22 protein-coding genes and 1 tRNA gene are annotated in these 26,139 nt (G+C 56.7%); 11 read left to right on the top strand and 12 right to left on the bottom strand.

The annotated features are described in order from the left end of the window. The first annotated feature begins 21 nt into the window (after positions 1–21). The gene (locus ACT3RW_RS00230; RefSeq protein ID WP_131089698.1) at positions 22–1,299 is read left to right on the top strand and encodes a uracil-xanthine permease family protein; all 1,278 of its coding nucleotides are present in this window, start codon (positions 22–24) and stop codon (positions 1,297–1,299) included. A gap of 222 nt (positions 1,300–1,521) precedes the next feature. After that, positions 1,522–2,928, top strand: a complete 1,407-nt coding sequence (locus tag ACT3RW_RS00225) for a sugar porter family MFS transporter (RefSeq protein ID WP_131089697.1) — start codon at positions 1,522–1,524, stop codon at positions 2,926–2,928. 82 nt (positions 2,929–3,010) lie between these two features. Here the strand turns inward: ACT3RW_RS00225 and ACT3RW_RS00220 are convergent, their stop codons facing one another. Beyond that, positions 3,011–6,199, bottom strand: a complete 3,189-nt coding sequence (locus ACT3RW_RS00220; protein WP_444612427.1) for an HAD-IA family hydrolase — start codon at positions 6,197–6,199, stop codon at positions 3,011–3,013. Positions 6,200–6,291: 92 nt separating this feature from the next. Here ACT3RW_RS00220 and ACT3RW_RS00215 point away from each other — a divergent pair, with 92 nt between their 5' ends. Next, entirely contained in the window at positions 6,292–7,269 is a 978-nt protein-coding gene (locus tag ACT3RW_RS00215; protein ID WP_444612426.1) for a hypothetical protein, read from the top strand. Positions 7,270–7,279: 10 nt separating this feature from the next. Here the strand turns inward: ACT3RW_RS00215 and ACT3RW_RS00210 are convergent, their stop codons facing one another. The 9 genes from ACT3RW_RS00210 to uriH all read right to left on the bottom strand — a co-directional run bounded on the left by ACT3RW_RS00210 (position 7,280) and on the right by uriH (position 14,281). Beyond that, positions 7,280–8,008 carry a glycerophosphodiester phosphodiesterase family protein gene (locus ACT3RW_RS00210; RefSeq protein ID WP_444612425.1) on the bottom strand — a complete coding sequence of 243 codons (729 nt, stop codon included), beginning with the start codon at positions 8,006–8,008 and terminating at the stop codon, positions 7,280–7,282. After that, positions 8,005–8,799, bottom strand: coding sequence for an HAD family hydrolase (locus ACT3RW_RS00205; RefSeq protein ID WP_444612424.1), 795 nt, complete (start codon positions 8,797–8,799; stop codon positions 8,005–8,007). Before ACT3RW_RS00205 ends, ACT3RW_RS00210 begins: the two co-directional genes overlap by 4 nt. 1 nt (position 8,800) lies before the next feature. After that, positions 8,801–9,700, bottom strand: coding sequence for a carbohydrate kinase family protein (locus tag ACT3RW_RS00200; RefSeq protein WP_444612423.1), 900 nt, complete (start codon positions 9,698–9,700; stop codon positions 8,801–8,803). A gap of 9 nt (positions 9,701–9,709) precedes the next feature. Next, positions 9,710–10,300: an alpha/beta hydrolase gene (locus tag ACT3RW_RS00195; protein WP_444612422.1), complete on the bottom strand. Its 591-nt coding sequence runs from the start codon at positions 10,298–10,300 to the stop codon at positions 9,710–9,712. Positions 10,301–10,379: 79 nt separating this feature from the next. Further along, positions 10,380–11,168, bottom strand: a complete 789-nt coding sequence (locus ACT3RW_RS00190) for an enoyl-CoA hydratase/isomerase family protein (protein ID WP_444612421.1) — start codon at positions 11,166–11,168, stop codon at positions 10,380–10,382. 32 nt (positions 11,169–11,200) lie between these two features. Continuing rightward, positions 11,201–11,947, bottom strand: a complete 747-nt coding sequence (locus ACT3RW_RS00185; RefSeq protein WP_444612420.1) for a LysR family transcriptional regulator substrate-binding protein — start codon at positions 11,945–11,947, stop codon at positions 11,201–11,203. A gap of 87 nt (positions 11,948–12,034) precedes the next feature. Next, on the bottom strand, positions 12,035–12,466 hold the full coding sequence (locus tag ACT3RW_RS00180) for a universal stress protein (protein ID WP_131089680.1): 432 nt from the start codon (positions 12,464–12,466) through the stop codon (positions 12,035–12,037). A 57-nt stretch (positions 12,467–12,523) separates the two neighbouring features. Continuing rightward, positions 12,524–13,222, bottom strand: coding sequence for a dienelactone hydrolase family protein (locus ACT3RW_RS00175; RefSeq protein ID WP_444612419.1), 699 nt, complete (start codon positions 13,220–13,222; stop codon positions 12,524–12,526). An 87-nt stretch (positions 13,223–13,309) separates the two neighbouring features. Beyond that, the gene (uriH, locus tag ACT3RW_RS00170) at positions 13,310–14,281 is read right to left on the bottom strand and encodes a uridine-preferring nucleoside hydrolase UriH (RefSeq protein WP_444612418.1); all 972 of its coding nucleotides are present in this window, start codon (positions 14,279–14,281) and stop codon (positions 13,310–13,312) included. A 177-nt stretch (positions 14,282–14,458) separates the two neighbouring features. On the opposite strand from uriH, the gene ACT3RW_RS00165 reads away from it, so the two are divergent. Further along, the gene (locus ACT3RW_RS00165; protein ID WP_444614590.1) at positions 14,459–15,508 is read left to right on the top strand and encodes a LacI family DNA-binding transcriptional regulator; all 1,050 of its coding nucleotides are present in this window, start codon (positions 14,459–14,461) and stop codon (positions 15,506–15,508) included. An 11-nt stretch (positions 15,509–15,519) separates the two neighbouring features. Here the strand turns inward: ACT3RW_RS00165 and ACT3RW_RS00160 are convergent, their stop codons facing one another. Together ACT3RW_RS00160 and ACT3RW_RS00155 are read right to left on the bottom strand one after the other, a co-directional pair. Continuing rightward, positions 15,520–16,056, bottom strand: a complete 537-nt coding sequence (locus ACT3RW_RS00160) for a YdeI/OmpD-associated family protein (RefSeq protein WP_131089676.1) — start codon at positions 16,054–16,056, stop codon at positions 15,520–15,522. Positions 16,057–16,401: 345 nt separating this feature from the next. Continuing rightward, positions 16,402–16,485 (bottom strand) — tRNA-Leu (locus tag ACT3RW_RS00155). 281 nt (positions 16,486–16,766) lie between these two features. Between ACT3RW_RS00155 and ACT3RW_RS00150 the strand changes: the two genes are divergently transcribed. Genes ACT3RW_RS00150 through pknB (ACT3RW_RS00120) form a run of 7 tightly spaced genes read left to right on the top strand, consistent with a single transcriptional unit; the run spans position 16,767 to position 26,139 of the window. Further along, positions 16,767–17,579, top strand: a complete 813-nt coding sequence (locus tag ACT3RW_RS00150; RefSeq protein ID WP_444612417.1) for an FhaA domain-containing protein — start codon at positions 16,767–16,769, stop codon at positions 17,577–17,579. Then, the gene (locus ACT3RW_RS00145) at positions 17,576–18,055 is read left to right on the top strand and encodes an FHA domain-containing protein FhaB/FipA (RefSeq protein ID WP_131089674.1); all 480 of its coding nucleotides are present in this window, start codon (positions 17,576–17,578) and stop codon (positions 18,053–18,055) included. Before ACT3RW_RS00150 ends, ACT3RW_RS00145 begins: the two co-directional genes overlap by 4 nt. Positions 18,056–18,058: 3 nt before the next feature. Then, positions 18,059–19,456, top strand: a complete 1,398-nt coding sequence (locus tag ACT3RW_RS00140) for a protein phosphatase 2C domain-containing protein (protein WP_444612416.1) — start codon at positions 18,059–18,061, stop codon at positions 19,454–19,456. Then, the gene (locus ACT3RW_RS00135; protein ID WP_131089672.1) at positions 19,453–20,850 is read left to right on the top strand and encodes an FtsW/RodA/SpoVE family cell cycle protein; all 1,398 of its coding nucleotides are present in this window, start codon (positions 19,453–19,455) and stop codon (positions 20,848–20,850) included. Before ACT3RW_RS00140 ends, ACT3RW_RS00135 begins: the two co-directional genes overlap by 4 nt. Next, positions 20,847–22,313, top strand: coding sequence for a peptidoglycan D,D-transpeptidase FtsI family protein (locus ACT3RW_RS00130; protein WP_444612415.1), 1,467 nt, complete (start codon positions 20,847–20,849; stop codon positions 22,311–22,313). The genes ACT3RW_RS00135 and ACT3RW_RS00130 overlap by 4 nt, the downstream gene beginning before the upstream one ends. Next, positions 22,310–24,172: a Stk1 family PASTA domain-containing Ser/Thr kinase gene (gene pknB, locus ACT3RW_RS00125; RefSeq protein ID WP_444612414.1), complete on the top strand. Its 1,863-nt coding sequence runs from the start codon at positions 22,310–22,312 to the stop codon at positions 24,170–24,172. The genes ACT3RW_RS00130 and pknB (ACT3RW_RS00125) overlap by 4 nt, the downstream gene beginning before the upstream one ends. Next, the gene (gene pknB, locus ACT3RW_RS00120; protein ID WP_444612413.1) at positions 24,169–26,139 is read left to right on the top strand and encodes a Stk1 family PASTA domain-containing Ser/Thr kinase; all 1,971 of its coding nucleotides are present in this window, start codon (positions 24,169–24,171) and stop codon (positions 26,137–26,139) included. Before pknB (ACT3RW_RS00125) ends, pknB (ACT3RW_RS00120) begins: the two co-directional genes overlap by 4 nt.

Raw genomic sequence — 26,139 nt, 5'->3', positions numbered from 1 at the left:
GGCCACGATCTGGAGGATTGTATGAGCTGGAGCATTCACGGCAACGGAAAGACCATCAACCCGGGCGAAGTTGTCGCCCCGGAAGAACGGTTGCACTGGCCACAAACCATTTCCATTGGTGCCCAGCACATCCTGGCGATGTTTGGCTCCAGCATTCTGGTGCCAACCCTCACCGGCTTCCCGGTCACCACTACCTTGCTGTTTACCGGCTTGGCCACCATCATCTTCTTGCTGATGACCAAGAACAAGGTACCTAGCTACCTTGGCTCATCCTTCGCGATGATCGCTCCGGTCATTTCCACCACCCAGTCGCACAGCATGGCTGGTGCCCTTGGCGGCATCGTCATGACTGGCGCGTTGCTCTTTGTGGTGGGCCTGATTGTGCAGGCTACTGGTACCGGGTGGATCCACGCTTTGATGCCACCGGTAGTTATGGGCACCATCGTTGCGCTGATTGGCTTGAACCTCGCCAGCGCTACCTTGGCACCGATGACCGATTTCCCGCTGACTACATTCTTGACGGTGATTTTCACGGTACTGGCTACCGTGGCCTTCAAGGGTCTACTTGGACGCCTGTCGATTCTGGTTGGTTTGGTTCTTGGCTACCTGTTGGCATTGGTCCAGGGCCAGGTTGATTTCAGTGCCGTGGGTGAGGCGAGCTGGGTTGGTCTGCCACAGTTCACGACCCCAACTTTCCATCTTGATACCGCATTGATGTTCCTGCCGGCTGTTTTTGTGCTGATTGCCGAGAACATCGGGCACGTACGCACCGTGGGTGTGATGACCGGACGAGATCTCTCGAAGTTCAACGGTCGCGCACTGATGGCTGATGGTGCGGCCAGCGTTGTTGCCGGACTCGGTGGCGGTTCTGCCACCACCACCTATGCCGAGAACATCGGCGTAATGGCTGCATCTCGCGTGTACTCCACTGCCGCCTACTGGGTAGCGGCCATTGTGGCCATGGCGTTGGCCTTCCTGCCGAAGTTTGGCGCACTAGTGGGCACCATTCCGGTCGGAGTTATCGGCGGCTTGGGCATCGTGTTGTACGGCATGATCGGTATTGTTGGCGCGCGCCTTTGGATCGAGGCGAAGGTTGATTTTGGTAATCCGATCAACCTGATGACTGCTGGCACCGGACTGATCATCGCTATTGCTGTGACCAGTGATATTGCCTTTGGACAGTTCCAGCTTGGTGGTATCGCCTTGGGTTCCATCGCTACCTTGGTGGTCTTCCACTTGATGCGCACGGTGGCGAAGCTGCGTGGCAATGACCTCGCTGACACTTCGAAGGAATCCTGAGAGTTTAAAAATATTTTTCAGCCGGCCGGTGTTGCGAGTTTGCTCGTGACACCGGCCGGCTTTTCTTTGCAATCTCCCTACTGGTTAGGCACGAGAGGTGAGTAGGGGAGGTCAATTCTGAGTGGCACATGTAAGGACTCCTTCCAAAATGTGATGGTTATCCCATCAAAAACTGAAAATTACGGATTTTGACCCCGTCTAAATCAGATAGCATGGCTCATTGTGACTGCGACAACATCAGACGGAAAACTCTCCGCGCGACTCATCTTCATCGCCCTTGGGGCGGCATTAGGTGGGTTCGTTTTTGGATATGACTCATCAATCGTTAACGGCACCGTGGACGCTGTCGAGCACGAATTCGGGCTCAACGCGGTAACCATCGGTTTCACTGTTTCCTGCGCCTTACTCGGCGCAGCTCTAGGCGCATGGATTGCAGGTGTGGTCTCCGAACGTGTAGGCCGCGTTCGCACCATGGTCTTTGCTTCCGTCCTTTTAATCATTTCAGCCATCGGCTGTGGCCTCTGCTTCAGCGCAGCTGACCTCATCGTATGGCGCATCGTCGGCGGTATCGGCGTGGGCTTCGCTTCGGTGATCGCTCCGGCCTACATCGCCGAAATCTCCCCAGCAGCCCACCGTGGCCGCTTGGGCACCATGCAGCAGATGGCCATCGTGCTTGGCATCTTCGTAGCCTTCCTGATCAGCGCCCTGCTGGTCTTCGTTATGGGCTCGGCAGACGCTACCGGCTGGTTCGGTCTGGCTGCTTGGCGCTGGATGTACCTCTCGCTGGTAGTCCCAGCGGTGATCTACGGTGCGCTGGCTTTGCGACTTCCAGAATCCCCTCGCTACCTTGTTGAGCGTGGACGCTTGGTTGAGGCCGCTGCGGTTCTGACCCGCGACATGGGCATGAACCCAGGGGTAGAAACCGAAAAGAAGATCGAAGAGATCCGTTCCACCGTGCACGTGGAGCGTCGCCAGAAGTTCAGCGACCTGCTGGGCCGCTTTGGCTTCCACCCACTGGTGTGGGTTGGCATCTTGCTCTCGGTCTTCCAGCAGTTTGTTGGTATCAACGTGATCTTCTACTACTCCACTACGCTGTGGAAGTCGGTAGGCTTCGCCGAATCGGATTCATTCACGATTTCGCTGATCACCTCGATCACCAACGTGGTGGCCACCGTCGTGGCAGTACTGCTGATCGACGTTCTGGGACGCAAGCTGCTGCTGACTATTGGTTCGGCAATCATGACCCTGTCATTGGGCATGATGGCTATTGCCTTCGCTCAGTCGGTCACCATCGACGGCGCCGTGTCCCTGCCAGGTAGCTGGGGCATCATCGCCTTGGTTTCGGCAAACCTGTTTGTGGTCGGCTTTGGTGCCACTTGGGGTCCAGCCGTATGGGTATTGCTCGGGGAAATCTTCCCGAACTCCATCCGTGCAATGGCTCTGGGTGTGGCTGCTGCTGCACAGTGGATCGCCAACTTCATCGTTTCCACTACCTTCCCGGCACTTGCCGATGCTGGTCTGGCTCTGGCCTACGGCATCTACGCGGTCTTTGCCTTGCTCTCCTTGATCTTCGTGATCTTCATGGTCAAGGAAACCAAGGGACGCACCTTGGAAGACATGAAGCTGTAAAACAACAACGCTCAAAGCTGAGTACAAAAAATGTGGCTAGAACCAAACGGTTCTAGCCACATTTTTTACCTAAAGAGAGGTGCTACCAAGCCTTGCGTGGCACATCGACTCCGGCCTCGCTTTGGACTTCAAGTACCTTTTCCAAGGTCGGACGTCCCTGACGTACCGGGCCTTGGTCGGCGAGCGCAATGGTGATCGACTCGCCAGGAATCAGGTCTATCTGCTGACCACGCACCCAGATGGGACGTGAATGAGCCCCATCTAGCGTGAACTCGATGGATTCACTTTCCAAGCGCACCGCAATGCGCATGCCGTGCCAAGCCAGCGAGAAGCTAATTGAACGCCAGCTTTCTGGCAGGCGCGGGTCAAAGCAGAGCCGGTCATCATCATCACGAAGTCCAGCAAAACCATAAATCAGCGCGGACCAAACACCACCGGTGGAGGCCACATGCACCCCGTCTCCGGTGTTGCCGTGCAGATTCTCCAGATCCACATTCAGTGCATGCTCAAAGTACTCCCACGACAGTTCTCGGTAACCCACCTCGGCAGCCAGAATCGACTGCACCGTGGCCGAGAGCGTGGAGTCACCGGTAGTCAGTGGGTCATAGTAATTAAAGTCGGCAAGCTTTTGCTCGGCGGTGAAATCACTAGAACGCAACCACAGTGCCAGTACCGCGTCGGCCTGCTTGATCACCTGGAAGCGATAGATCACCAGCGGGTGATAGTGCAGCAGTAGTGGACGCTTATCCGGGCCGGTGTTTTCCAGATCCCACACTTCACGGTTTAAGAAGTGCTCGTCCTGCGGGTGAATGCCTACCGATTCCGAATACGGAATATGCATGCAATCCGCGGCCTTGAGCCACAGGCTAATCTCGTCCGCTTCTAGACCCAATTGCTCAGCGAGCTTGGCGTAGTGCGCCGGACGTCGCTGGGAGAGCTCGGTCAGCAGCTGGGCGCTGCGGCGAAGGTTAAAGCGGGCCATGACGTTGGTGTACAGGTTGTCATTAACTACCGCGGTGTACTCATCCGGGCCGGTCACACCGTGGATGTGGAATCGTTCGTTGCCTTCGTGGCCACGCCAGAAACCAAGTGAGGCCCACATGCGAGCGGTGCCGACCAAGATCTCGGCGCCGCCGGCAAGTAGGAACTCGTCGTCCTCCATCACGCTCAAATAGCGATTCAGTGAATATACGACGTCCGCATTGATGTGATACTGCGCGGTGCCCGCAGGATAGTAGGCACTGGCCTCTTCACCATTGATGGTGCGCCATGGGAAGAGCAGACCGGCTTCATTCATGATGCTGGCCCTACGGGTGGCGGCCGGAAGCATCGCGACCCTGGCACGCAGTGTATTACGAGCCCACTGTTGGTTGGTGTAGGTCAAGAACGGCATTACATAGATTTCGGTATCCCAGAAATAGTGCCCGGAATAACCGTTACCGCTCACGCCCTTGGCGCTGATGCCCAAACCGTCAGCACGCCCGGCAGCTTGCGCCAGCTGGAACAGGTTCCAGCGGATCTTGCGCTGCATGCTGGTGTCATCACAATCCACCAGCACATCACTGCGTTCCCAGTAGTCCGCCATAAACGCACGCTGGGTGCGTAGGTGCTCGTCCATGCCCTGGGCTACCAGGTGGTCCAAGGCTCGATCCGAACGTAGCAACATTTCTTGTGCCGGGTGGCGGCGCGAACAGTTGTACACCGCAAACTTCGAGACGCGGATTCCTTGTCCTGCTTTCAGACGGGCGCTGATGACCTCATCAGCACGCTCGTCGGCGCTGCTGCGGGTGATGAGCAGTTCTTGCTCTGCGCCGCCTGTGGTGCTCACCTGGTGCTCAACGACCGCGGCCACCGACATCCCGGAACCAGGAACCTGGTATGAGACTCCAAGTCTGGAGCCATGCACCGAGTTTCCGGCCGGGTGTAGCGAGTTGACGCTCGCTTCCTCACTCTTTCGCGGATCGGGCACACCAGCCGTTGAGGCATCGGTCTCTTCAGGTGAAGCCACCGTGCGCTGGGAGCTGTAACCAATAACCGAAGACTGCACGAGCACTCGAGCCGGAGCATCAAGCAGGCGTACGTGGACATCCTGAAGGGCTAGGTGCCTGTCAGTAAAGGAAATCATGCTGCGAGCCATCACAGCCACCCGGTGGCCTTCTGCGGTGCGCCACAGTGTGCGTGCGCACAGGGTGCCGTCGCGGAAGTCCAGGCGCAGCTCATCGTTCAGCATTTCGGTACGCCCTACTTCAAGGGCCTCATCGTTAATAAAAACGCGAAGAGTCCTGAAGTCCGGGGCGCTGATCATGGTCTGCCCGGTTTCGGCTAGGCCGAAGGCACTTTCTGCGTGCCGGATCTCCCATGCCTCATGCAGTCCATTGATGAACGTGCCCCCGGATTGGTCCCCCAGCCCCAGCTGGGCTGCGCGCGCACCGAGGAAGCCGTTGCCTAGGGAGAAAACGGTGTCCTGAGCCCCATCGGAGTCGCGCTGCTCATCGCGTAGCAGCGACCAGGAATCGGTATCCCAGGCTTGTGCCGAATCTTCGGTAGCCAGCTCGGCGAGGTCTTCAATCACAAAGTGCGCGCCGGCAGCGAGCAGCTCTTCTTCGTTATCTTCACGGGCTACGCCGATGACCCCAAAGCCTCCGGCGCGTGCCGCGGCCACACCACTGGTGGCATCTTCAATGACCACGCACTCTTCGGGACGCCAGCCTAAATCAGCGGCGGCAGCCAAGAAAGTATCCGGAGCTGGTTTGCCGGCCAACGAGCGGGCTGCGGCTTCTTGTCCGCCCATCACCAGCGGGAAGTGCTCATCAAGGCCCGCGGCGGTAAGCACCATCCGGGCATTTCGTGAAGAGGACACCACGGCCACATCTAGCCCGGCGTCGAGCACCTGGCGTAAGAAGGCCACGGAACCTGCATAGGGTTCGATACCGTCGCGCACCAGCACTTCAGTGAACTTGTCGTTTTTCATGTTGCCCAAGGCGCAGACGGTATCTTCACCGGCAGGATCATCCGTGCTGCCCCAGGGCAGTTCTATTCCGCGAGAAGCAAGGGTGGCTTGGACCGCGTCATAGCGCGGGCGTCCGTCGAGCAAGCTGAAATAGTCTTGGTCGGTGTAGCTGGCCACGCCCGGAAATTTGTCAAAAAAGGCAGTGAAAAGTTCATGCCACGCCTTGCGGTGAAGCAAGGCCGTCGGGGTGATTACACCATCCAGATCAAAGAGGACGGCTTTGTAATCACGGTGTCGGTACTCAGGTCGATAAGCGTTCACGATCGAAATCCTTCGAAAGAAGAGCAAATTACTAGCCGTAGTCCATACGGTAGCAAGTGAACGCGTTTGCATCGACATACTACGATAAGAATGTGGCACAGTGGATAGATTTGTTCAACAGCGATACTTGGCGTGAGTCGACCGCCGCATGGATCGACTCGGCCTGCGAGTCCTACGGGATTAAGCGCACCGCTCCCCCGGAATTCTGGCCTGCCCAATTACACCAGATTCAGGCCTCGGTGAAGACCGACGCCGCTGATCTGATTTTCAGCGCCAACGCGCCCGGGCTGGCCGCTGAGCCAGCGATCACCGTATCGGCCGGCCAGTTTTTGCCCGACCGTGTGGTGATGCCACTAGCTGTTGACCGGAGCGCCGGCTACATGCTCTGCCCCGACTTTGGCCACTGCCTGGCTGATCTGGGTGACTCGGTGGAGCACTGGGAGATGGCGTTGTCCTCCTTGGGTTCCTTCCAAGTAGCCCTCATGGGCCGCGAAGACGATTTTTTTGACTCCGGTGTGACCGTAGTGGATCCGCAGTTCTTGCCAGAGCAGTTTGAACAAGCGCTCATGATGCATGTTTCGTTGCCAGTAGAGCACCCACTGCACATTGATGGGGCCCACGCGGATCGCTTGGCTGGACACATTGATCAGCTCACCAGCGCCTGCGCCACACTCCACGAGGGACCGGTACCGCTGAGCCTTGAGCACGGAAACTTTGATCTGACCCAGGTAGTAGTTCCCGGTGAAGCTGGGGAACACGGTCGCATCTTGAATTTGTCATCAGCGCACTGGGCCCACCCATTCTCCTCGCTGAAGACTGCGCTTGAAGCAATGACCGAGGCGTGGAATTGTGACACGGGTGATGAGCGGGTCATGCAGGCCTTGTTCGCCTACCTGGATCAGTTTGCCGCCTATGGCACTGCCGATGAGCTTTACGATCTGATCGATCCAGCGTGCCTGGTTGCTCCGCTGTCTCAGCACGAGACCTGGCTACGCCTACTGCTGGATGCCGACGATGAAAAGTTGCGCGAAAACGCTCCAGCCGTTTTGGCAACGCTGGATCTTGCCTAGTTCAGAGGCCTCAGGACTTCTGTGACGCCAGAACCTTCATCAGCAGCTCAGCTTCATCGGAAATGATCGCGTCAACTTCGCGTTCAACCAATAGCCTCATGGTTGGCTCGTCGTTGACGGTCCACACGTGCACCTGCGCTCCGGCGCGCTGTATGGCCTTAGTGAAGCGGTTGGTAGCCACCGGCAGTCCGTGTAGCTTAAATGGAATCTGAACGGCCCAGTACCCCTTGACCAGCTTTTTGGGTACCCAACCCAAAAGATGGGCGCTGATCCACATCACAGTGATTTCCCGGCGTCCCGGCGAGCGCTTGATGGGTGCTGAGAGCAGGTGTTGCACCGCGTGGGTGCGTGCACTTTGGAATGCGGCAATCGCGATTTGTTCGTGCGCCCCACGGCGTTCAATCAGTTCCGCCAGTGGTCCAATGACCCGATCATCTTTGACATCAAGGTTGAAGATAGCTTCGGGGAAAGCATCCAGCACCTCATCCAGGGTGCATAACGGCTGACCGCCAGCAAGGACTTCAGCCAATTCTGCGTCGGTGCGCTCAACAAATTTTCCACTGGCATTGGTGACCCGATCCAAGGTCTCATCGTGGAACAGGAACACGGTGCCATCGGCTGAGGCATGCAGGTCTGATTCCAAATGCGTCACGCCCAAGGCAGCTGCACGCTGGAAAGCGATGAGCGTATTTTCTTCATCCCCGGTGCGGACACCACGATGTGCAAAAGCGAAAGTCATTTCAGTAGTCCCTCAATGATTTGGGCGACGCCATCCTCGGCAAAGGATGGTGCTTGGTAGCGGGCACAAGCCAACGTGGTCGGGTGCCCCGAAGCCATGGCGTAGCCATGTTGGGCAAATTCGAGCATCTGAATATCGTTGGGCATATCCCCAAACGCCATAACCTCATCAGGGGTGATACCCAAGCGTTGGCAATACTCGTTCAACGTCTTGGCTTTGTTGATATCCACGTGGGCCATCTCTAAAAGGGAAACGTCAAAAGCCGAATGAGTGATTGATACTAGTTGATGTAATTCAGGCTGCACCGCAGCATAAAAATCATCCATCGTCAGTTTTCTTGAGCGAGCTAGGAACTTAACGATGCCTTCTTGATCAATTTCATCCGACGTTAGATCCAATTCCGCACAGTCATCAAGTCGGTGATGGGGTTCGGCAAAACCGTCCGAGAGGTGCAAGCCCTTGGTGGTTTCGGCGGCAAAGCTAGCTTCCGGGTCCACCTGCAAAATGATTTCTGCAGCTTTACGTGCCAAAGCAGCGCTGAGCGTGCGTGACCAGATCACTTCGTCTTGTTCTAAGTCGTAGAGCACCGCGCCGTTGGAACAGATCACCGTGCCTAAGCCACCAAAGGCTTGGATGATCGGACTTAGCCAGCGAAACGGTCTGCCGGTGACAAATACGATCTGGATTCCGGCTTCTCGAGCGTTCAGGAATGCGCGTCGAGTACGCTCGGAAATGGTCCCGTCAAGGGAAACGATGGTCCCGTCCAGGTCCGAGGCGATCAGCTTGATCACCCTAGAGCTCCTCGCGTCGTGGCGGGTTAGCGCCAGCTCGCTGCACCGTAACCGCCGATGCTTTGGCCGCAAATTCTAGGGCCTGCGAGAGTTCGTTGATCTGTAGTTTGGCCAGTTTCTCGCGGTTGGATGCACCGATCATGCCGTGCTCGGCAAGCCAGCACAGCAACGCCGCGGTGAAGGTATCGCCAGCGCCCACGGTGTCGGTGACTTCCACAGGTTCCGCGGTAAATTCTGCATCTCCGGCCCGGACGATGCCCCATGACCCACGTGATCCTGCGGTGGACACAACGATGGCCGGGCCCATGTCTAGCCAGGCTCGCGCAGATTCCTTAACCGAACGCATCGGGTACATCCACTTTAGATCGATGCCTGAAACACGCACCACGTCTGCTTGCGCGACAAAGCGTTCCACCTCGGCCACGGTCTGGGCATGGTTGGTCACCAACGAGGGGCGCAGGTTCGGGTCATAGCTGGTGGTCGCGTGAGTGCGGGCCGCCGAGAGCAACGGCAACAGCTCTTCCGGGCTAAAGAGGGTAGCGATGGAACCGGTGTGCACCAGCTCAACATCTTGAGGCAACTCAGGGCCGATGGTTGGCATCTGCCAGTAAGCGTTAAACGCGAACGCCGCACCGCCGGCCGGGTCCAAGATACCGTGGGCAATGACGGTGGCCTCGTCATCGGCGCCACCGATGTACTTCACGTTGTTTTCTTCGAGATAGACCTCGATCTTGCGGCCCTTATCGTCAGCACCCCAACGGGAGATCAGCGTTCCGGGATAACCCAAACGAGCCAGTGATACCGCGACGTTCAGTGGGCTTCCGCCCACAAATTCTTGGGCGGGGGTAATGCCGGAGGCCAAGACGTCGACCAGTGCTTCACCGATCACGGTCGGGTTCATGCTGCTCCTTCAATAGTGCAGGGGTGACAAGGCGGCCACGCAGGCAGCCCATTGGCTACTGTGCGGATCAATCCAAGTGTAATGATCTGAGGCAAACAGTGCGAAGCGATACTCCTGCCCCACTGCCGCTGCTTTGTCGGCAGCCCGTCGAGCAATTTTCACTGGAACATCTTGATCGTCTCGCCCATGAAAGATTACGACACGGGCGGTACTTGGCCATAATTCCACCGGACTGTACATAGCCATAGGTGCATCGGCCAACAGTTCATCCACTGCCCCGTCGCTGAGCTTTAGCCGGCGGGCCCACTCTAGGTCCAGCACTCCTGCCTGACTGATCACCTGCGACACCCGAGGATCACTCGCAGCCAATACGCAAGCCAGCTGGGCTCCAGCGGAGTGGCCGATCACGGTGATCGGCCCTTCCTCTTTAATCAGCCCCAGTGCCAACTTGGCATCGGCCAGCATCTTTGCCGCACTGCCCGGACCACGCCGGTACTCCAAGTTATAGGCGGGGATCCCGCGCTGCGCTAAGTCTTGAGCCAGTGGCAGTCCTAGATCTGCACGGTACTTTTCACGCCAATAGCCACCATGGATGATCATCACCGCCCCCTGGGCCGTGGTGTGCTCTGGTTGGCAAAACTGCAAGTATTGATCCGGGTGCGGCCCGTAGTGCATCACACTAGTTGCCCGGGAATTTCGGCGAGCGCTTTTCCACAAATGCTGAGCGGCCTTCAACCGAGTCATTGGTAGCAAAGGCACGCTGGAAGGATTCGCCTTCCACCACGAGTGCGTCATGAGTGTTCAGTGCATCCATGGTTACCAACGCGGACTTGGCATTGGCTACGGCGGTGGGGGCGACAGCGGCAATTTCCTCGATGGTAGCCACCGCCTGATCGATCAGTTCCTCGGCCGGGACAACACGGTTAGCTAGTCCGATGCGCAACGCTTCCTCGGCCTTGATCCGTCGGCCGGTGAAGATTAGTTCGCGGGCCAGCGCGTTGCCAACTCGACGTGGCAGGCGTACCGATCCACCAAAGCCGGGCACCAAACCTAGGGTGACTTCTGGCTGGCCAAAGCTTGCCTTCTCGGAGGCGTAAATGAAGTCACAGGCCAGTGCTAACTCGCAGCCGCCGCCTAAGGCAAAGCCGTTGACCGCTGCAATCACCGGGACCTGCAAGGCTTCTAGCCGTTCGGTGACAGCGTGCATTTGACGTCCGTACGCCAAGGCGCCCTGGGCGTCCATCGCATTCATCTGCACGATATTGGCGCCGGCAACAAAGGACTTCTCGCCAGCTCCGGTGATGATCACACCACGGTATTCAAAACCGGTGGTTTCAAACCAGTCAACAAAGGCTTCGAGGTCATTAACCACCTCTTGGGCCAGTGCGTTCAACGATTTGGGCTGGTCGATGGTCAGGATCAGTGCTGGGCCACGCGCAGACAGCGCGAGCGTATCAAATTGCTTCATGACTTCACTCTACCCATGCACCCGAGAGGTTCCTAGCGTTTTTTGCGACCCTTGGATCCGCCTGAGCGCCCCGGCTTGCCACCATTGCTTCGCGCCTGCTTCTTGGCCAGTTCCTTTTGCCGTTTGGCAGCGGCCAGGGATTTGACCTTGGCGTCCAGCTTCGCCTTGTCGTTAATGCGCTTGGCTTTTTGTTCTTCGTTGCGCACCGAGGCTTGGCGGGAGGAGTTAGCGCGGCGTCCGCGGACAATCCCAATAAATTCTTCTAAGAGTACGGTGTCTTCCACCGATGATGGCCAGGCGATGCCTACCTGGGTCGGGGAACCGTCTTCGATGAAGCGGCTGACTACGTCCTTGCGGGCGAAGAGTCGCGCGATGCTCTGCGGGACGCGCAAAACTTGGGCGCCGGAGGCCACTACTTCCATGGCGGTGGGGATGCCACCCACGGCTTCTGGGTAGTCTGCGAGGTCTAACTGTGCAAAGCCTTCCACCACACTGGCAGGGATGGATTCCTCGTAGTATTCAACCTCGTGGTCTTTAGCTGCACAGACCACTTCGAGTTCTTCATACAGCGGGATCACATGGCGGGTTTCGTCTTTAGGTGACTCGCCGCGGTAGCGCACGAAGACCGCGTCGGCCTCGTCGTTGGCCAAAAGGTCAAGAATCGATCCTTCGTCCTGGCGCCAGGCTTTAAGTTCCATGTCCGGGTAGCGCTCCTGGAAGCGATCCATCCATTTGCCGGGGGTGACGCCGGTGGCGTAGGCGATTCGAAGTTTTTGCACCCCTTAAGCCTACGCTGTAGCGGGTTAAATACCGCAGGCGGGCACCGAAGAATCGGTACCCGCCTGATAAGTAGGCCAGAAGTGGACTTACTTGTCGGTCTTTACAACCAAAACGTCGCACGGTGCGGAGTGAGCAACCGAGGAAGCAACGGAACCAAGCACTCGGCCCAGACCCTTCATGCCAACGTTACCGACAACGATCATCGAAGCCTTGCGGTCTTCAGCGTCGGAGATCAGAACGTCGCCTGGCTTGCCGTGACCGGCAGCAGCGGTGATCTTCACGCCTGGAACGGCGTTCTTCACGTCGTTAGCTACACGCTGTGCGAGCTTGCGAGCCTGCTCTGCGTCATCCAGGATCCAGGTATCGGAGCCGATGGAAACAACTTCGGTATTATCCGATGCGTGGGCGGTGATGACCACCAATTCGGCGTCGAGCTTCAATGCCAATTCAGCAGCACGACGTGCTGCGCGCTGAGCGGTTTCCGAACCGTCGACACCTACGATGATGGTTTCTGACATATTGTGCTCCTTTATTGTGAGTGATGCTGTTAAGTGATGGATAACACTTTATGGCCTTTAGGCCACTTTATCCTGTAAAAAGCGAACGGCGCGTTCCCAAGCTATAACTGCCTGCTCAGGGTCGTAATTTCCCGCGGTGTTTTCGTCATTGTGGAAAGCATGCTTGGCGTCGTAATAGAAGTACTTCACCTGAGCGCCCGACTGCTCACGGATCTGTTCTTCTTGAACTCGCGCCTGTTCTGGCGGGTACATTTCGTCAAAGTTGGCGTAGTGCCCCTGGATCGCGGCGCGTACGCCGGAGAAATCGTTGGGCACACCTTGACCTACCCCGTAGAACGGGACGGCGGCCGCAATTTTTTCTCCCTGCTGCGCGGCGAGCTGCAGAACAAAGCCGCCACCCATGCAGAAACCGATAGCGCCAAGCTTCTTGCTGGTGACATGTTCGCTGGCCAGCAGGTAATCCACCGCTCCGGCCAGTAGCTTTGCACCCTTGTCTTCGGGAAGTTCGGACATCATTTGCCCGGCTTCTTCCCCGTCATGGGTGATTGATCCGCCGTAAAGATCTGGTGCCAGCGCAACAAAGCCGAGCGCTGCCAGACGGTCTGCCACGTCGCGAATGTGGTCCGTTAGTCCCCACCATTCCTGAATGACAATGACCCCTGGGCCCTTGCCTGAAACAGGTACTGCGAGGTAGCCGTGTGCCTGCGCACCCGAGGATGGGAACGTCACGTTCTGGTGTGGTGTTTTTCCTGCCATTACGCCTCCTGATCTTCGTGTGACACCAGTTTATGCAGGTCTTGCCCCAAATAGCATTGACTTGCCCCACATTAGAGCCAAGTTGTTCTACTTTCCGGGTGTGACCTCGCCGATGCGCACCAATGCGTCGGTGACCAGGTTCCAGAATCCGTCATGGTCCAGATCTACCGCAACCGAAGTATTGCAGTTCTCATCGGCTGGGGCGCGGAAGTCGGTAACGGTCATACCTAAGGTCAGATCTCCGCGCAGTTCCACGTTCACCGGTGCCTTGACGGTCCGCACGATCCGCGGGTCAATGACATAGGCGACGGCGCAGGGGTCGTGGACCGGCGGAGCGTCGAACCCCTGGTGATCACGGTAGGCCTGAGCGAAGAAGTCCATCAGTTCGCGGACAAACTTTGCCGGGGCGGTGCCGATGTTTTCAATGCTCGCCACGACCTCGGCAGTGGCCAGCGCCTGATGGGTCAGGTCCAAGCCCACCATCACTACCGGCCATTTCTCGTTAAAGACGATGTGGGCCGCTTCCGGATCAACCTTGATGTTAAATTCTGCAACCGCACTCCAGTTACCGGTGTGGTAGCCGCCGCCCATCAGCACCACTTCGCGAACACGAGAAACGATGCGTGGTTCTTTGCGTACAGCTAAGGCGATATTGGTCAGTGCGCCGGTGGGCACTAGGGTGATTTCTCCAGGTTCGTGACTCATCACCAGATCGATAATGACATCTACCGCATGGCGCGAGTCCAACTCGATGGTGGATTCGGGCTGTTCTGGTCCGTCCATGCCCGAGTCACCGTGAACGTCGGCTGCGGTTTCAACTTCGCGCACCAGCGGCCGGGAGCAACCGGCGGCAAATGGAACCCCGGTGATACCGGCGATAGTTCCCACGGCCAGCGCGTTGGCGGTGACCTTATCTAGGGTCTGGTTTCCAGCCACGGTGGTTACTGCCAATAGGTCAATGGCTGGGCTGCCGTGGGCAAGGATCATGGCTACCGCGTCATCATGGCCTGGATCGCAATCCAGAATGATCTTTCGGGGCGTAATGCTGTCCTGAGCCATGGTGCCATCCTCATATCTACCAGCAGGGGGCCGGTTACAGTGTGCGGTGCGGAGATGATTGTGAACGGAGACTTGTTGCAGACAAGTTCGCTCGAGCTAATTCTTTCCTGTTAGCTCGTTTACGTCAAGCGCTTAACCATGGGAGTGCTCGGGGAACTAAGCGACTACGATGGTGCCATGACCTATGGCGAAAAGACCGGCAATTCCCGCGAACCGCGACGCGTCACCGCGGCTATGGTTGCATCGCATGCCGGCGTTTCTACTGCAACGGTCTCGCTGGTTGCCAATGGAAAGTCTGCCGGGCGGGTCTCGGCAGTTAATGAACAGCGTGTGCGCGAAGCCATCCGCGAGTTGGGCTACTTTGTTGATAGCATCGGCAGCTCACTAGCCAAGGGTGTCAGTTCTCTGGTCATCATGGTGGCCCCAGATATTTCCAACCCCTTTTTCGCCAAGGTGATTGCCGGCGTTCGCTCGGTACTGGCCAACGACTACCAACTCATGCTCTCGGTCACCGATGCCGGCGTCTCCCCCAGCGCCAGTGAAACCCGAAAGATCATGGGCCTGCGCCCTGCCGGTTTGCTCGTTCACGCGCCTAGCCAAGAATTTCTTGATGAGATCTCCGGCAATCTACCGATGGTGGCCCTCGACGCCCCGGGCATTAGCAAGCAATTCCCCGCGGTGAACATGGACGTGGCCCAAGGCGCCCGCGATGTTGTTGCTCATTTTGCCGCGCTGGGACATCGCAAGGCCGCCTATTTGGACGCAAGCACCGGAACCGAAACCCTCTCCGTACGTCGCGAAGCATTTTTGGCAGCCGCAGCTGAATACGGCATTGAAGTCTTACCCGGCTCGGTAGCCAGCTCGAAGATCGATGTCACCGCAGCCTCCCAGGTCTTCAGTGAGAACTGGGAAGCATGGGAAAAAGCTGGTGTCACCGCACTGGGCTGCGCCACCGATAATCACGCCTTTGGCGTGCTTCATGCAACCCGTGCGTTAGACATCCGTATTCCTCAGCAGCTCGCGGTGGCAGGTTTTGATGACCTTCCGTATTCCGCAACATCTAATCCGGCCATTACCTCGGTGCAGCTCAACGCGCAGGAGGGTGGGCGACAAGCCGCGCTCAAATTGCTGGGTTTGATCAACGGCCAGAGCCCCGAGCCATTGCAAAGCATGCTCCCCAGTTCCCTGATTGTCCGCGGATCAACCCAACCTGAAGAGCAAAGCTAGCTCAAGGCTCACTATTCGATGAGCTTGCCGCTCTTTGCCAGTTCCGGATTGGTGCACGAGGACAGGTCAAAGCAGCAAGGCCGACGCTTTCCATCGCGCAGCTTGGAAATGCTCACTTCTACCCGGCGTTGACGAGTTGTTGGAGCCTTGGTAGATCCAACCCATCGGACCCACTCCCAGCGGGCCATCGGGGTCAAACTAGTCCAGGTCGATTCCAGATCGGTAGCCTCATCCAAGGCCTGCGCCAAGTCATCAGGAATTGCGGTCTCAGGCCATACCGAACTTGGCTGCATCTCCAGGTGAACGCGCTCCCCTAGCGCAGCATCAATGTCCGGCGCGTGTTCGTTCGCCAGATCAATCCAATGGCCACGTCGCCCATCGGGGTCGATAACGATCGTGCGGCCCGCAAACTCTCCGAGCAGATCAACCGCCACCTGGCCGCGGCTTGAGAGCAGGTCGCTGGATTCTTGGTCCAAGCGCAGGATCCGATGTTCATTAATGGAGTCAATCGTTCCGTGCACTTCAAATGGTTCTTTAGACGCCGCCACAATGTTCTGCCTTTCGAATTCTCAAAGGAAGTCTAATACAGTAATGGATCCACGCTGCCGAACGAGGTGCGAATTCAACACGCGGTAACTACGTATAGTCACGGCATTCTCGTGCACGTGCAGTGTGATTTAGGACGGCACGCAGACCGGGCGCGTAGTAAAGGACAAAGACGTTGCTGCCGATTTGTTCAACGCTGCCAGCGTTTAGTCACGAGTTACGGCTTCATCATCTGGTGTTGCACCGAGACCGTGTGCAGGCGCGGGCTGCCCGATGGCGGCCGCCGTAGAAAACAAAATAACCCCTGACATGAACTTTAATTCATTGTCAGAGGTTATTTTCATATGTGCGCGAGGGGGGACTTGAACCCCCACGACCTTGCGATCACTGGCACCTGAAGCCAGCGCGTCTACCAATTCCGCCACTCGCGCATATGTAATTTTTGTTGCCACGTGCTTTTGCAACAAGAAATAGCTTACACACAGATTTTGTGTTCGCCTAATCGAAACCTTTGGCTGTGGTCAGAGACACACGGTCTAGCCTCTGACTACTACGTCATTAAGCGGTCCATACTTCTATCACTCACGTATTTTTCGGCATTTCCACAGCTGAAAACAGTAAGATCAATAATGAAGTTCTGTGTTCACTGCTTTTGAGCTTGAATGCGAGACACTTAGATAAGCAATGGACCATCAAGGAAGGGGCACGAATAATGGGCTTTCTCGACAATGTCGAACGCGGCTTAGAGAAGGTCGTCACAAGCTTCTTTCGTGGAACCAGCACCGCAGACCTGAAGCCAGTTGAACTGACCAGCGCCCTGCGTAACGAAATGGACCGCGGAATCCTTCCAATCAGTGAAGGACGCAGCCTTGCTCCGAACGACTTTGTCGTTTCGTTGAGCAGCAAAGACTTCTCGACCGCAAAAACCTGGGGACGTGCCGTAGTCAACGAGATGGCTAAGGTCACCGCGGAACACGCAACCGTCCAGGACTACACCGTTCACGGTGACATCATGATCCACTTTGTCTCCAAAGATGATTTTAAGCCTGGTGAGATGGAAATCAGCGGATCCGTCAAGGAATCCAGCTCCAATGTAGCGGCTTCCGCTCCGGTAAAGATGCCAATTGGCAAGCCGTCTTCCTCAGCTTCTTCAAGCGCCAATGGGCAGTCGCGTCCAACCGTGCGCCCAATTGAAGAAATCCCCAAAGTTCCTACGCAGAAGCAGGCAATCCTCGAGGTTGCCGGCCAGCGTTACGCACTACACCATCACTCCATCGTGCTGGGACGTTCGGCTAGCACCGACATCCCAGTTGATGACACCGGAGTTTCACGCCAGCACATCCGCGTGGAAACCCGGGGCAAGACTAGCTTTGTCGTCACTGATTTGGGTTCCACCAACGGAACCTACGTCGACGGCAAGAAGATTTCAGCCGAAACTCGTATTTTTGATGGCTCGATCATTACTATCGGTCAGACAAAAATCGTCTTCCGACTAATTACCTCGAATAATGGAGGTCGCGCGTGAACGATCTGGTTCTAAGCCTGTTCCGACTAGGCTTTCTGGTACTCATCTGGCTGCTCGTTTTGAGCGTTGTCGGATCGATGCGCCGTGATTTGGCCGTCGGAAAACGAGATCGCACCGGCAAGCCAAGCGCCCGTCAGCTCAAGAAGCACCCCGAGCTGGCTGAACCGGAAGCTCCAGCACGTAAGCCGGCTACCACCTTGGCCATCGTTGAAGGTCCGCTGGCTGGCAACAGCATCCCACTAAACGGTCAGCCGATCATGTTCGGCCGTGCTCAGGATGCCACCGTTGTCTTGGATGACGATTACGCTTCTGGTCGCCACGCACGCCTTTTCCCCCAGGGATCTCGTTGGTTCATTGAAGACCTGGGCTCCACCAACGGAACTTTTGTCGGTGAAACCCAGCTTTCACGCGCCCAAGCAGTAGAACTAGGACAGCGGATCCGCATTGGAAAGACTGTCTTGGAATTGAAGGCCTAGCCTATGGCCCTCAAACTCAAATTTGCCGCAAAGTCTGATGTTGGGCGGATTCGTAAGAAAAACGATGACTCCGCCTATGTCGGTGAATACCTTGCGGTACTCGCCGATGGCATGGGCGGCCATGTCGGTGGCGACGTCGCCTCGGCATCTACCGTCCTAGATTTAGTGCACCTAGATCATTCAGACATTGAAGATCCCCAAAACGCGTTGCCTGATGAAATTCAGGCCGCCAATCTGGTCTTGAACGAACTTGTTGGTTCCAATCCGAAGCTTTCGGGCATGGGAACCACGGTCACTTCATTGCTGCTTTCTGGCACCACTTTGCAGATGGCCCACATTGGTGACTCGCGAGCCTACCGGCTGAAGCACGGCACTTTTGAGCAGATCAGTCGCGACCACACTTTTGTGCAGCGACTTGTTGACGAAGGTCGGATCAAGCCGGCCGAGGCTGAGGTCCACCCCCATAAGAACGTTCTTTTGCGCGTTCTTGGTGACTCGGATGCCTCACCAGAACTTGATGTTCAGCAAATCGAAGCTGAGCCCGGCGAACGCTGGATGCTCTGCTCCGACGGTCTGACCGACGCGGTGTCACTGCCGGTGATTGAACAGATCATTCGCAATACCGCCAATATGGATGAAGCCGTCAACGATCTGGTGGCCATCACCCTGAAAAACGGTGCCCCGGATAACGTCACCGTCGTAATGTTTGAGGTCATTGAAGACACCGCCACTGACCACAGCGAACCAGCTGTCTTTGAGCCTGCGCCAGACACCGCCCAGCTAGCTATTGCTGCTGAGGGCGATGTTGAGGCTAGCGCTTCACTGCTTCGCCACGAGATTTCCCAGCGCCCACACTTGCTTGTGGGAGCGGCTCAGTTGGCCACGCAGACCGGGCAGATTCCGGTGGTCACCCAGTACACCGGTGAACGTCGTGCCGCGGCACTGCTCACTCACCGTTCACCAGCCGCAGGCCAGGTGCTCGATCCACTGGAGAGCCCAACTGCTCACCGTCGTTGGATGATGCCGATCCTGCTGACACTGGCTGCTTGCCTCGCGGTGGCCCTGGTCGTCTGGGGTTACATGTGGACGCAGACCCAATACTTTGTTGGCACCGTGGATAACAAGGTCGCCATTTACAAGGGTGTTCCGCAAGAGCTCGGACCGATTTCACTTTCGGAAGTCGACACCGTCTCTCAGGTTCCTGTTGAATCTCTGCCTGAGTATTCGCGCCAGCGAGTTGAAGCCAATATTTCGGCCGATAACCGTGAGCACGCGCAGATGATCATTCAAGAACTGTTGGTCACTGCCAAACAAAACTGTCCGGTGCAAGCCCCCGGAAGTTCCGAATCATCAAGCAACCAAGCCAAGTTGCCCGCCTATTGTCTGGAGATCATGCAGTGAACGAAGTGCAGACCGCCCCGGTACCACGGCGCAATCTTGAGCTAGTCCTGCTCATCCTGGCTCTCGGCGTCGGCGCCGCGGCCTTCTACTTGGTCGGTAGTACCACCGAGGGTGTCGACAACTCCGACTTCTACGTACAGATGAGCATCATGGCTGCACTAGCTCTGGTTGTTCACGTATTGCTACGCATCTTTGCTAAATATGCCGATCCGGTAATACTTCCAATTACCATTGCTTTGAATTCTCTTGGCCTAGCCATGATTCACCGTATTGACTTGGCTAAAGGCACTTCTCAGTCGGCCCGTCAGCTGCTCTGGACCGCTATTGCAATCGTCATTGCGGCCGCCGTTCTGTGGGCCGTAAAGGACCACCGACTCCTGCGCCGCTTTACCTATATTGCATTGCTGGTATCCATCCTGTTGCTGTTGTTGCCTTTGATCCCTGGATTGGGCGTCACCATCAACGGTGCGCGAATCTGGATCCGCATGGGCAGCTTCTCGCTGCAGCCTGGCGAATTGGCAAAAATCACCCTGTCGATCTTCTTCGCAGGATATTTGTCCTCAAACCGCGACTTGATTCTGATGGCCGGCCACAAATTTGGCCCACTGCAGCTTCCCCGTTTGCGCGATATGGCGCCAATGTTGATCGCTTGGTTGCTGTCCATCGGCGTGCTGGTGGTCCAGCGTGACCTAGGTTCGGCCATCTTGTTCTTCGGCCTGTTTATCGTCATGGTCTACGTTGCTACCGCACGTATTTCTTGGGTACTGATTGGCCTGCTGATGGTCGCTGTTGGCGGTATAGTCGCCGGGCTAACCATGAGCCACGTGACCCGCCGTCTTGATGTTTGGCTTAATGCTTTTGACCCAGCGATCTACCAAGCCACTGGTGGCAGCATGCAGATTGTTGAAGGCCTGTTCGGTATGGCCGATGGTGGACTCTTTGGCACCGGCCTTGGCGCTGGTTCCCCTTACCGGGTTCCACTAGCAAACTCGGACATGATCATCGCTTCCTTCGGTGAAGAAATCGGTCTGGTTGGCGTCACTGCCATTGTGCTGCTGTACATGCTGCTGGTATCCCGCGGTCTGCGCGCAGCCTTGGGCTCGCGTGACACCTTCGGCAAGCTACTGGCGGCCGGCCTGTCATTCACATTGGGCCTGCAGGCCGTGGTCATCATCGGTGGTGTCACCCGATTGATTCCACTGACCGGTTTGGCCACACCATTTATGGCTGCAGGTGGTTCGTCATTGTTGGCGAACTGGATCATCATCGCGCTGCTGCTCTTGATTTCCCACAATTCACGGCGCCCAACGTCAGGCGTCTCAGGACCCACCGATGAAATTGCAACGCCCACAAAACCTAAAACTTCAATCACTAAGGCGGTGAAGAGCAAGTGAATCAGGCTATTAAGCGAGTATGGATCGCACTGACCATGCTCTTTATCGTTTGCCTTGGCGGGCTGAGCTACATCCAGTTCTTCGATGCTGACAAACTCACCGACAACGCGCTGAACAAGCGCCAGCTGTTCAGAGAATTTGATCTTCCTCGAGGCGCCATTTTGGTTGATGGCAAGCCAATTGCCGAGTCGGTCCCAACCGACGACGGACAGTTTGAGTACCAGCGCAAGTACAACGACGCTGAACTGTATGCACACCTCACCGGCTACTACTCGCTGGCTAACGGCACCACTCAGCTGGAGTCCTCGCTCAACGATTGGCTCACCGGCACCAGCTCGGATCTACTCTACGACCGCCTGCTGGCGATGTTCACCGGTAAGAAGACCGAAGGCGCTTCGGTGGAGCTCACCCTCGATGGCGACCTACAGAAGACAGCTTTTGATGCCCTTCCTGATGGCGTCAAGGGTACCGTCATTGTCACCGATCCAAAGACCGGCGACATTCTGGCCATGGCTTCCAAGCCGACCTATAACACCAACGATCTTGCGGTGCACTCCACCAGCCAGGCCGCAGCGAACTTGAAAAAAGTTAGCAAGATTCCTAATCTGAGTGCTTACCAGAACCCAGCGATCAGCGATCTTCAATTCCCCGGGTCATCCTTCAAGATCTTGAGTACTACGGCGGCGTTGGAGTCTGGAAAATACGATCTGGACACTCCGATCGACAACCCGAGCTCGGTGCTATACAAGAATTCAACAAAATCGATGAGCAACTTCGGTGAAGGTGTTTGTTCCCGGGAGCCTCGTGCGAAGCTGGCCTTCATCTTCGCCCAAAGTTGCAACACTCCGTTTTACGGAATCAGCAAGACCGTCGGAAACAAAGCCTTTGGTGATGTTGCAGAGCGCTTTGGCTTCGGTCAGCAGCTGAACATTCCGCAGCGCGTGACGCCAAGCCAGTTCCCTGCTCAAGATGCTGACGAGGCCGAATTGGCTCGTATGGCTATTGGTCAGGGCAGCAACAAGGTCACCACATTGCAGATGAACATGGCCGCCATGGCCATCGCTAATGATGGTGTGATCATGAAGCCGAACATGATCGACAAAGTGATTGCTCCGGATCTTCGAGTCATCGAAGAACCAAAACCTGAGAAGTTCTCCACCGCAACCTCCAAGGAAGTTGCATCGCAGGTCAAGGAGCTCATGGCAGGGCCCGTTACCCGAGGCACCGCAATGAATGCGGCCGTGCCGGGTGTGGACTTCCGCGCCAAGACCGGTACCGCTCAGCTACGGACGGACCCGGATACGGGAGTCGCCTACGTGAACTCGTGGATGACCGGTTTTGCCCCGGCAGATGATCCTCAGGTAGCCATCACGGTCACCTTGCAAAACGTAGATTACAACACTGGTCACACCCAGACCGGTGCAATCATGAAGAAGATGTTAAAGGCGGTGTTCAACAAGTGAGGCCAATAACCGGCACCACCTTGGGCGGTCGTTACAAGCTCACCGATCGCATTGCAATCGGTGGCATGGGCGAAGTTTGGAAAGCTCGTGACCAGGTACTTGGACGCCTCGTGGCGATCAAGATCCTCAAAGAGGAATACACCGACAACGAAAGCTTCCTGACGCGTTTCCGTGTTGAAGCCCGACACACCGCACTGCTGAACCACCCTGGCATCGCCGGCGTCTTTGACTACGGCGAGGAGCAGGGCTCGGCATACCTAGTCATGGAACTCGTTCCTGGCCCGCCGCTGTCCACCATCATCGAGCGCGAACGCAAGCTCGAGGTAGATCGCACCCTCTCACTGATTGCGCAGACCGCTCGCGCGTTGGCTGCCGCTCACGAGCACGGTCTAGTACACCGCGACGTGAAGCCGGGCAACATCTTGGTCATGCCTTCTGGCGTTGTGAAGATTACCGACTTTGGTATCGCACGCCTGGCCGACCAGGTGCCGTTGACCGCCACCGGTCAGGTGATGGGCACCGCCCAGTACCTCGCTCCAGAGCAGGCCACCGGACAGAACGCTACCGGCAGCTCCGATATCTATGCCTTGGGTGTCATCGGTTACGAATTGCTGGCTGGGCGTCGTCCGTTCACCGGCGAATCGCAGATCGCCATCGCACTGGCACAGGTCAATGATGCTCCCCCGGCATTGCCGGAAACCATCCCTGCTCCGGTTCGTCAGCTGATCATGTCGATGTTGGCCAAGAACCCATCGGATCGTCCAAAGAACGCCACCTCGCTGGCCAAGGCTGCCGACGCATTGCGCGCTGGCGATACCAACACCGCCACCATGGCGGTTCCTGGCATGCTGGCCACCGGCATTTCTGAGGACGCCACCCAGGCTTTGAACCTGGACGCTGACGCTACCCGCGCAATGAATCGCGCGGACCCTGCACCAACGATGACTAACTCCATGCCTACCGTGGCTGAACCTGTGCGTACCGCCAGTGGCTTCACTGCGGCCGCACCTCTGGGTGCCAGCGGTTTTGATGACGAAGATGCTGACGCTCAAGATCCTGCACCGCAGGAATCAAAGCGCAGTCCTTGGTTGATCCCACTGATCGTAGTTATTGTTCTGGCTGTAGTCATCGGTCTTTTGGCGTGGCTAATCCCTGCCATGAGCAGCAACAATGACCCTGCCGCGTCTTCCTCGACGGAAAGCTCCGAATCAATTTCTGAGTCTGCCAGCGAGAGTGAAAGCGAAAGCCCTGAAACTGTTCAGGTATCCTCGTCGCTGGTGGGCAAGGACATTGACGAGGCCACCGCGCAGCTCGAAGGCCAAGGCCTGAAGGTAAACGCAGTTGCCGAGGAATCTTCCGATACTGATCCGCGCAAGGTTATTTCGCTGACCCCCACCGGAAACGTAGAAGTTGGCGAGACTATCACTGTCACCTACGCCAAGGCCCCAGAGACCGTTGAAGTGCCATCTGTTGTTGGCATGAGCTACTCCGCTGCCCAGACGCAGATTCAGAACGCTGGATTGGCTGTATCCAAGGGTGAAGAACGCAGCGATTCCTCGGTGGCTGGCACCGTGCTGAGCCAGAGTGAGGCCGCAGGCAGCCAAGCTGAGCCTGGAACCACCGTGACCTTGGATGTATCCAGTGGTCCGAAGGAAACTGAATCGACTACTCCAACTCCATCGGAAACCCCGTCAGAGACTCCTTCAGAGACTCCGTCTGAATCGGCTACTCCAACCCCATCGGAGACGCCTTCAGAGACCCCGTCTGCTTCGGCTACTCCGACCCCGTCGGAGACCCCATCTGCAACCCCGTCCGCTTCGGCAACTCCGAGTGAATCGGCTCAAAGCGAAGCGCCATGAGCGAAGTTGACGCACTGCCGCCAGGTCTGCCGCGACTAATCAATGAACGATACGAGATCGAATCGCTCATTGGTCGTGGTGGCATGGCGGATGTCTACCTCGCCACGGACCACGTACTCTCTCGCAAGGTTGCCGTTAAGGTCTTGCGCCCTGATACCGCCAGCAATCCTATGGTGGTCAACCGTTTCCGTCGTGAAGCCAAGGCAGTCGCGGCGCTCGGTCATCCCAACATTGTCGCCGTATATGACACCGGCGAATTACCTGCCACAGACCAGCAGCGTGAACGCTTGCCGTTCATGGTCATGGAATATGTCACCGGCAAAACACTCAAGCAGGTTATTGCCCAAGGTGACATCCAGCCAGAGTTTGCTGTCCGCATCACCCGTGGTGTTGCTGAAGCCCTAGGCCATTCCCACGCCAATAATGTGGTGCACCGCGATGTTAAGCCGGCCAACGTCATGGTCAGCGATGCCGGGCACGTCAAACTCATGGATTTCGGCATCGCACGTGCGACCGATAATTCGGCCACGATGACCCAGACTGCTGCAGTAGTGGGCACCGCCCAGTACTTCTCCCCTGAACAGGCTCGAGGCGAGCAGGTAGATTTCCGCTCCGATATCTATTCGACCGGTTGCCTATTTTATGAACTGATGACCGGACGCCCACCCTTCACCGGAGACTCCCCGGTTTCGGTGGCGTACCAGCACGTTGGTGAGATCGCTACGGCACCCAGCGACGTCAATCAGGATCTAGATCCCATCTATGATCCGATTGTCGCCAAAGTTCTTGCCAAAGATCGGGCTGACCGTTTCCAGTCTGCTGATGCGTTCGCAACGGCCTTGGAAAACGCCTTGCACGGGATCGAATTCCACGAAGATCAGGCTCAAGCAACCCCATATACTTTGCCTATTTATGGCATCCACGACAATACCGAAGCTGGTTTTGCTGCTGAGTCGGCTCCGATGACCAATGAGCACCCGGTATTCACGAGCGAACATGAGCCGGTACAAACTACACGGCACAAGTCGAACCGCGCTTTGATCATCTTGCTTTCGCTCATCGCTTTGTTGGCGGTAGCCGTTGCCAGTTTCTTGGTTGTCCGTTCGATTCAGGCGGATCAAGAGAAAAACGCTCCGGTAGCAGTCCCTGACGTAAAAAATATGTCAGAAGATGATGCCAGCAGCTTGTTGCGTGACGCCACCTTCAACGTCAAAGTTGAACACGAATTCGATGAAGATGTAGATACTAATAAGGCCACTCGTACCGACCCCACGTCGGGTACCGAGGTAGCCAAGGAATCTACGATTACTCTTTACCTTTCCAAGGGTTCAGAACAGCGCGAAATCCCCGACAATCTGGTCAACCAGTCTGAGGCCACCGCTCGAGACGCTCTGAGCGAGGCTGGTCTGGAAGTTGGAAAGATTACCCGAGAGAACTCAGCGACCGTGGACACTGACCGGATTATTGAAACCAATCCAGAGCTAGGTTCTAAGGTTAAGGCCGGTTCAAAGGTCGATCTGATTCTGTCGACCGGAAAAGTCGACGTTCCTGACGTAACTGGAATGACAGAAGACGAGGCCACAGAAGCTCTTACAGCCGAAGATGTGGGCTTAAAACCCCGATTTGATCACGTAGAAAACAACGACTACAAGGCAGGAACAGTTTTCGATCAAGATCCGTCGTCTTCATCGGAAGCTGCGCCAGGCGATGAGATCAAGCTAAAGCTGGCCGAGACGGAAGCTGAGCCGACCCCATCGGAATCCGAGACTCCGAGCCCGGACGAAAGCGAAGAACCTTCTGAATCGGACAGTGCGGATCCTTCTGAGGATCCGACTGAATCGCCTTCTGCAACGCCGTCCGAGTCTGCAAGTGAATCCCCTAGCGAGTCACCTAAGTCGACCAAAGGTCCGAAGCAGGGCAAGCCGTTACCCTCACCAGGAAAGCCCGGTGAGGGCAACAGGTTCTAG

Source organism: Glutamicibacter sp. AOP5-A2-18 (genome assembly GCF_052446055.1).
Lineage (GTDB): Bacteria > Actinomycetota > Actinomycetes > Actinomycetales > Micrococcaceae > Glutamicibacter.
This window is presented reverse-complemented; position numbering and strand designations above follow the sequence as displayed.